Raw genomic sequence first — 6,585 nt, forward strand, 5'->3', positions numbered from 1 at the left:
AATAATTTAGCGGCTTAAAGTTCGATGTCAGAGATGTCAAACTCGCCAGATATAAGTTTAGGTAAAAGCGTATCTCGTGTAACTATTAAAGCTTGATTTTCTTCATTATTTTTCTCTATTAGTTCAAATATAGGCTTAACCATCTGTTGAAATTGTTCCAACAAATCGTCAGTAGGCAAAAAAATCGGTAGGTTCTTAAAGTCAGTCTTATTAAACTTAGGTTGAGCAGAGCCACCCTTAATACCTTGAATTAGCGATTGACCGTACAGCCATTTGAACCAAACATAGAGATAGTATTTCAAATTATCTTGTTCAGGACGAAGCATAATTACATTGTTACCAAGTGTCATTGGTTTATTTAGTTTTGGACACAAGAATACGCTTCCCACATCGCCAACATTTGAAATAATTATTTCTCCTCCGTAAAGTGTTGACTTTGAAAGAAATCTATAAGAATTTTCATCTACAAATACTTTAAATGAACCAGATTTTAAATCTGTATTGCGTATAAAGTAAGCGTAGTTAGGTTCTTGATATAAAGTCACATTAGCCTTTAGCGATGCAAAACTACCGTTTGCAACATAGTCAGTTACAACTATTGGCAACTCACCGTTTTTAAGTAATCTGAATGTATCAGGTATTAACCCAAACTGCGTTTCAATCAGATTACTTGAAGTATTAACAAAGTCCGTGAACCACTCTTTGAACAAAAGAACTGCTTGCTGCTCTAAATTATTGTTTATCTTGTTATTAATTTTTATTTTATCATCAATAGATTTTAATATAGATGCTATTTTTAATTGTTTCCCCATATCAAAGTCTGGAACTTCAAACGACATTATAGATGACTTATCACCTCTTGGCATTTTTGTACCTTTAGCTGTTACTGTTGCATACTCAAAGAAAGCATCATCAGATATAAGGTAGTATAAAAAATAATTATTAATACCTTTATTAGCTTTAAATACCAAAATATCATTTGAACAACCACCATCATATTCTGCTATCCAAATTTTCTTAAAATATGGTCTTATGTTGGAAACAAGTACATCACCCTTTTTAAATTCATTTACAGTTCTAACTTTTGGTAAGGATGAAGCATTTGTTATACCTTGTTTATTAGGAATCATATTTTCAGTAGATATATAATTTTTTTCATTTAATTCTTTGGTTTCTATTTTTCCTTTTCTAAACGAGCAAATATCACTTAACTTACACTTCATAACCAATCGCCCCCAGATTTTTACGAATTTCCTCCTCAAGCTTATGAGATTCAGCAAACAAATCAGAAAGCTCTGATGTCAATCTTGCCATCTTCTCTTCAAAAGGCTCTCCATCATCTTCTTGTTCTTCTATACCTACATATCTACCTGGAGTTAGAATAAAGTCCTGTTTTTCTATCTCATCTAAATCAGCTATAGCGCAGAATCCCTTTACTTCTTCTAACTCTCCATTCTGGAATGCTTCAAAAGTATCTGTCAATTTCTGAATATCTTCCTGTGAAAAATCTCTATGCTTACGATCCACCATATGCCCTAAATTACGAGCATCTATAAATAGCGTTTTTCCTTTCTGTTTCTTATTCTTTGTTATAAACCAAAGAGTTGCTGGTATTGTAACGCTATAGAACAGCTGCGGTGGTAGTGCTATTATACCTTCAACTAAATCATCCTGAATTATTTTCTTACGTATTTCTCCTTCACCTGATGTCTGAGAAGAAAGTGCACCATTTGCTAAAACTAGACCTATTTTCCCATTTGGTGCTAGATGATGAATCATATGCTGTATCCATGCAAAGTTGGCATTTCCAGCAGGAGGAAGTCCATATTTCCAACGTTTATCATCCTGTAATTTACCCTGTCCCCATGGGCTATAGTTAAATGGAGGATTTGCCATGATAAAGTCTGCTTTTAATCTTGGATGTAAGTCATTTGTAAATGTATCTGCATGATGAGGTCCAAGGTCAGCATCTATTCCTCTTATTGTAAGATTCATTATTGCCATTTTCCAAGTATCTGAGTTTGCTTCCTGTCCGTATATAGACATATGGCTACGATTACCTGAATGTGCTTCTATAAAGTCCGCACTCTGTACAAACATTCCACCAGAACCACAAGCTGGGTCATAAACACGACAATTATCAAAAGGTTTTAATATAGAAACTATTGTATTAACTATACTTGATGGAGTATAGAATTCTCCTCCACCTTTACCTTCTTTTTCTGCAAACTGAGCTAAACAATACTCATAAGTTCTCCCTAGTATATCTTTATTATGTTCTGTTTCATCCATATCTAAGTTAGTAAATAAATCAACTACTTCTCCTAAAACTGTTTTGTCTAAGTCTGGTGTACCAAAGTTTTTAGGTAGTACATTTTTTAATCTTTTATTATCTGCTTCTATAGCACGCATTGCATTGTCTATTACTTTTCCTATTTCTGGAGTATGTGCAGCAGCTGCTATTTTGCTCCAACGTGCTTCTTCTGGCACGAAAAAGATATTTTCTGCTAAATATTCGTCTGGATCATCTTCAAATCCTAGACCTTCTTCAACTAATTCATTATATTTTTTTTCGAAAGCATTAGATATATATCTTAAAAAGATTAATCCTATTATGACATTTCTATATTCTGCAGCAGGAATGTGTCCCCAAAGTATACAAGCTGCATCCCAAATTTGTTTTTCAAAACCTATATTAGCATTATTAGCTTTTGCCATTTGTGATATCTCCTTTACAAAATTTTTTTATTTTATCAATTAAATTTTTAATTTATTAATCTAAATAATAGATTTAATTCCATTATAATATATATAAATTCATAATAAAATACATTATATACAAATAGAAATAATAATATACAAAATATTGATATAATTTGTAACAAAAAAGCACCTTAATCTATTTCTTAAGATTAAAGTGCTCTTTATCAGCGATATCTAACTTTTACTCTTTATACATCTCATCCTCTAAAATCTGAAATGGTCTAGCTAACTCAGCATAAACTTCCTCAATATTATCAGTAACATCATAAACATTACCATCTACCTTTGCTAAATAATACTTAGGCTCAACAATATTATACTTGCTAGCATAAACCTCAATAGCATTTAAAAAATATGGACTATGAGTATTTATCAAAAAATGAGTATTCAAATACTTATTTACAAGAACTATTAACTCGGCAAACAATAGCTGCCACTCTGGATGAAGATATATATCTGGTTCATCTAATATCAATACACTATATTTCAGTCAAATCATTTAATTTATTGCTTAGATGACCTTTATGATATAAGTAAGCATTATTTTCAAATATAATATTTTTTAAAAATTTCATCTGTTCACGACCAGGAGCGTCATAATTAAAGCAACCGTTTTTTATGCGTTCTATACATTTAAAATCATCAACATATTTATATCATAAATAAAATTTCTAATAATCATTGCTATTTTCCTACAAAAAACGTATCATAAAAGTATATTAATTCGTAAAATACGAAATAATATACATAAAAGGAGGTGCAGCCATGATAGTAATGGATTTAAAAATAGATAACTTTTTTGCATTTAATAACTTTCACATCAACATGTCTTACCCTAAAAAAATAGTAGACTCTCTGATTAACCCAGAGCATCTACAGGATAGACCAAACTTTAGATACAAAAAAGTAAATATAATTTTAGGAGCAAATGCAACAGGAAAAACTTCTCTTGGAAGAATTCTAATGTCTTCATTTAACTTTATATCTCGCAAAGAAATTGTAGCTCTTACTGATTGTATAAACGACAACTCAAAAGAAGCTAGTATTTCTCTAGATTTTATAATTAATGAGAATAAATTATATAGACTTTTGGCAAGAATATTACCTGAGAGGGATAATCTATATACTGAAGATAACGTAAAGATAAAAGTTGCATCGGTTAATATAAATAAAAGGGATAATTATGAAATATGCTCCAAAAAGCTAGATAAATTAATTGAATCAGCAGATTATGGATATCTTGAAGAACTTGATAAAGTCAGCTTCTTTGGTTGGTTCTTTATATATGCCAATGACGAAAAATTTCATCAAGCTCCTTTAAGTGAAGAATACTTTAAAATTTTAGAAACAGTATTAAAAGCTCTAGATCCTTCAATAAAAGGAATAGAAAAAATTGAAGATGTTGAAAACTCGTATATAATTTCTCTAGGAAACAAGAAAATTTTGGTACAAGATGGTGAAATAGTTAAGAAAAACATAATTTCAAGTGGTACTGCTTCAGGAATTGCAATCGCTAATTTTTTAGCTGAAATAATTGAGGGAAAATGTGGATTTTATTATTGTGATGAGAAGTTTTCGTTCGTACATAGTGAAGTTGAAAAAGCTATTCTCAATATAATGATATCTAGACTTCCTCAGAATCAACAGTTATTTTTCACAACACACAACACAGATATATTGGATATGAATCTTCCAAAACATTCATTTACTTTCTTGAAGAAGTATAAAGTCGACGATGATTATGTGATAGAATGTGTTTATCCATCAGATTACCTAAAAAGAAACACTGATTCACTAAAATTAGCAGCTGAAAATGATTTATTTTTATCTTCTCCAGACCTAGATAACCTCTACACTTTATTAGACTAGGGAGGTAATATTAATGACAAAAGAGAGATTTATATATTTTGTAGAAGGAGAAACCGAAAAACTTTTGGTAAATACATTGAAATCAGAAATGAAATTAATAGAATCAGGCAGTGTCAAAAAATTTAATGTAATTCAAGATTTAATAAAAAATAGCAATCTTATTGATATTAAGCCAGGTTCTATAGTAATTTTAATATTTGACACAGATGTACAAAAGACGGATATTCTACTAAAAAATATAAATATACTCAATAAGTCTTCTATAATAAAAGATGTAATATGTATTCCGCAAGTATTAAATTTTGAAGATGAGTTAATTAGATCATGTAATATTAAAAAGATAATTGAGTTAACAAGCTCAAAATCAGCAAAAGATTTTAAAAGAGATTTTTGTAAATTTACTCCAATAAGATTAAAATCTACTTTAGAAAAAAGAAAATTTGATATAGATTTACTATGGAATCAGAATCCAAAAGGAGATTTTAAAACTATAGAAAATAAATCTAAAAAAATCAAAAAATAAATAAGGAAGAAGTGATGTAGACATTTACAACACTTCTTCCCTTCTTTTATCCTCTTAATCCTCTCGCCTGTCTATCCATATCCTCGACAACAATATCATAAATCTCACCAAGTGTCGAACAATACTCAAGCACCTTCCATGGCTCATTAGTATGGAAATGAATCTTAATCATATCCTCATTCCCAACTGCTAACAAACAATCACCATCAAAATTACTCTCAAAATACTCATTTATCGCATCCTCATCAAGACCTTCACCATCAATCAAAAGCTGCGTATCATATCTATACTCTAACATCTCTATTCTCCTACCTTTCAAAATATTGATACTAAAATAATACCCAGATTTAAAGAATTAAACCTAAAAAATATAAAACATCAATTGTAGGTTAATTATGCGTAAATAAAACTTTATAAATTATATAATTCATTATATGATATATTTAATAAGAAAATAAAAAATAAAACGACTAAAATAAAAACGAGGTATTAAAATATGGAAAAAACAATATTATTCGACCTAGATGGTACACTAACAGCATCTGGAATAGGAATTACAAAATGCGTACAACACGCACTTGAAAAAATGGGACACCCAGAAAACGATCTAAAAAAACTAGAAATCTTCATAGGACCACCACTGATAACTCAGTTCATGGAGTACCTAAACATTTCAAAAGAAGAAGCAGAACAGGCAGTTGCATACTACAGAGAAAGATACACAACAGTTGGAATATTTGAAAACGAGCTATATCCAAACGTAGAAAAAATGCTAAAAACTCTAAAAGATAACAACTACACACTTGCAGTATCATCATCAAAACCAGAAAAATTTGTAAAACAAATACTAGAACATTTCGAAATTGAACAGTATTTTGATGAAGTTGTCGGAGCAACAATGAGCGAAAAAAGAACTGACAAAGCTGAAGTAATTGAAGAAACACTAAAAAGACTTGGAAGAATAAATTGCTCAAATAACGATGCAAATAATATCGCAACAGAAAAAACTATAAACACAGAAAACATAATAATGGTAGGCGACAAAAAACACGACATCCTAGGAGCCAGACAATTTGGAATACCTTGTGTAGCAGTATCTTATGGATACGGAACAATAGAAGAACTAACAAACGAAAACCCACACAAAATAGTCAACACAGTAGATGAGCTACTAGACTACTTACTAAACAACTAATAGTATAAGTATAATGAGATAATAATTATTGTTAACATAATAAAAAACAAGTAACTAATTTACTTACTTGTTTCATTTTAGCAAATATAAAAATGGGAGTGGCGTAAATTATTTTTCTACAGGCATCCCTTTTGAATAGATTTTTTGTAAGTATATAATTAAATCTCAACAATCTGCAGAACTTGATGGGGTCCCAATTTGTTGAACTTTGTGAGATAGTAAAAAAACTATCTCA

At 30.1% G+C, this 6,585-nt stretch carries 7 protein-coding genes; 3 read left to right on the forward strand and 4 right to left on the reverse strand.

The window, feature by feature from the left end; all coding sequences use genetic code 11:
- Positions 1-14: 14 nt before the first annotated feature.
- From DWX74_RS04700 to DWX74_RS04710, 3 genes are all read right to left on the reverse strand, one after another.
- Positions 15-1,223, reverse strand: a complete 1,209-nt coding sequence (locus tag DWX74_RS04700) for a restriction endonuclease subunit S (RefSeq protein ID WP_118548937.1) — start codon at positions 1,221-1,223, stop codon at positions 15-17.
- Positions 1,213-2,718, reverse strand: a complete 1,506-nt coding sequence (locus tag DWX74_RS04705; protein WP_118548938.1) for a type I restriction-modification system subunit M — start codon at positions 2,716-2,718, stop codon at positions 1,213-1,215. Before DWX74_RS04705 ends, DWX74_RS04700 begins: the two co-directional genes overlap by 11 nt.
- Before the next feature lie 226 nt (positions 2,719-2,944).
- A complete protein-coding gene (locus DWX74_RS04710; RefSeq protein ID WP_158573238.1) occupies positions 2,945-3,238 on the reverse strand; it encodes an AAA family ATPase in 294 nt (97 codons plus the stop codon).
- 290 nt (positions 3,239-3,528) lie between these two features.
- On the opposite strand from DWX74_RS04710, the gene DWX74_RS04715 reads away from it, so the two are divergent.
- Positions 3,529-4,632: an AAA family ATPase gene (locus DWX74_RS04715; protein WP_118548940.1), complete on the forward strand. Its 1,104-nt coding sequence runs from the start codon at positions 3,529-3,531 to the stop codon at positions 4,630-4,632.
- Between the two features lie 13 nt (positions 4,633-4,645).
- On the forward strand, positions 4,646-5,155 hold the full coding sequence (locus tag DWX74_RS04720; protein WP_118548941.1) for a hypothetical protein: 510 nt from the start codon (positions 4,646-4,648) through the stop codon (positions 5,153-5,155).
- Between the two features lie 46 nt (positions 5,156-5,201).
- Here DWX74_RS04720 and DWX74_RS04725 read toward each other — a convergent pair whose 3' ends face one another.
- Positions 5,202-5,453 carry a kinase to dihydroxyacetone kinase gene (locus DWX74_RS04725; protein ID WP_118548942.1) on the reverse strand — a complete coding sequence of 84 codons (252 nt, stop codon included), beginning with the start codon at positions 5,451-5,453 and terminating at the stop codon, positions 5,202-5,204.
- A 198-nt stretch (positions 5,454-5,651) separates the two neighbouring features.
- On the opposite strand from DWX74_RS04725, the gene DWX74_RS04730 reads away from it, so the two are divergent.
- On the forward strand, positions 5,652-6,350 hold the full coding sequence (locus DWX74_RS04730) for an HAD hydrolase-like protein (RefSeq protein WP_118548943.1): 699 nt from the start codon (positions 5,652-5,654) through the stop codon (positions 6,348-6,350).
- Positions 6,351-6,585: the final 235 nt, after the last annotated feature.

The organism is Peptoclostridium sp. AF21-18 (genome assembly GCF_003478825.1).
Taxonomy (GTDB): Bacteria; Bacillota; Clostridia; order Peptostreptococcales; family Peptostreptococcaceae; genus Peptacetobacter.

Coding starts and splice junctions, on each gene's coding strand:
- DWX74_RS04700 (WP_118548937.1), bottom strand. CDS start 1,223: ATGAAGTGTAAGTTAAGTGATATTTGCTCGTTTAGAAAAGGAAAAATA.
- DWX74_RS04705 (WP_118548938.1), bottom strand. CDS start 2,718: ATGGCAAAAGCTAATAATGCTAATATAGGTTTTGAAAAACAAATTTGG.
- DWX74_RS04715 (WP_118548940.1), top strand. CDS start 3,529: ATGATAGTAATGGATTTAAAAATAGATAACTTTTTTGCATTTAATAAC.
- DWX74_RS04720 (WP_118548941.1), top strand. CDS start 4,646: ATGACAAAAGAGAGATTTATATATTTTGTAGAAGGAGAAACCGAAAAA.
- DWX74_RS04725 (WP_118548942.1), bottom strand. CDS start 5,453: ATGTTAGAGTATAGATATGATACGCAGCTTTTGATTGATGGTGAAGGT.
- DWX74_RS04730 (WP_118548943.1), top strand. CDS start 5,652: ATGGAAAAAACAATATTATTCGACCTAGATGGTACACTAACAGCATCT.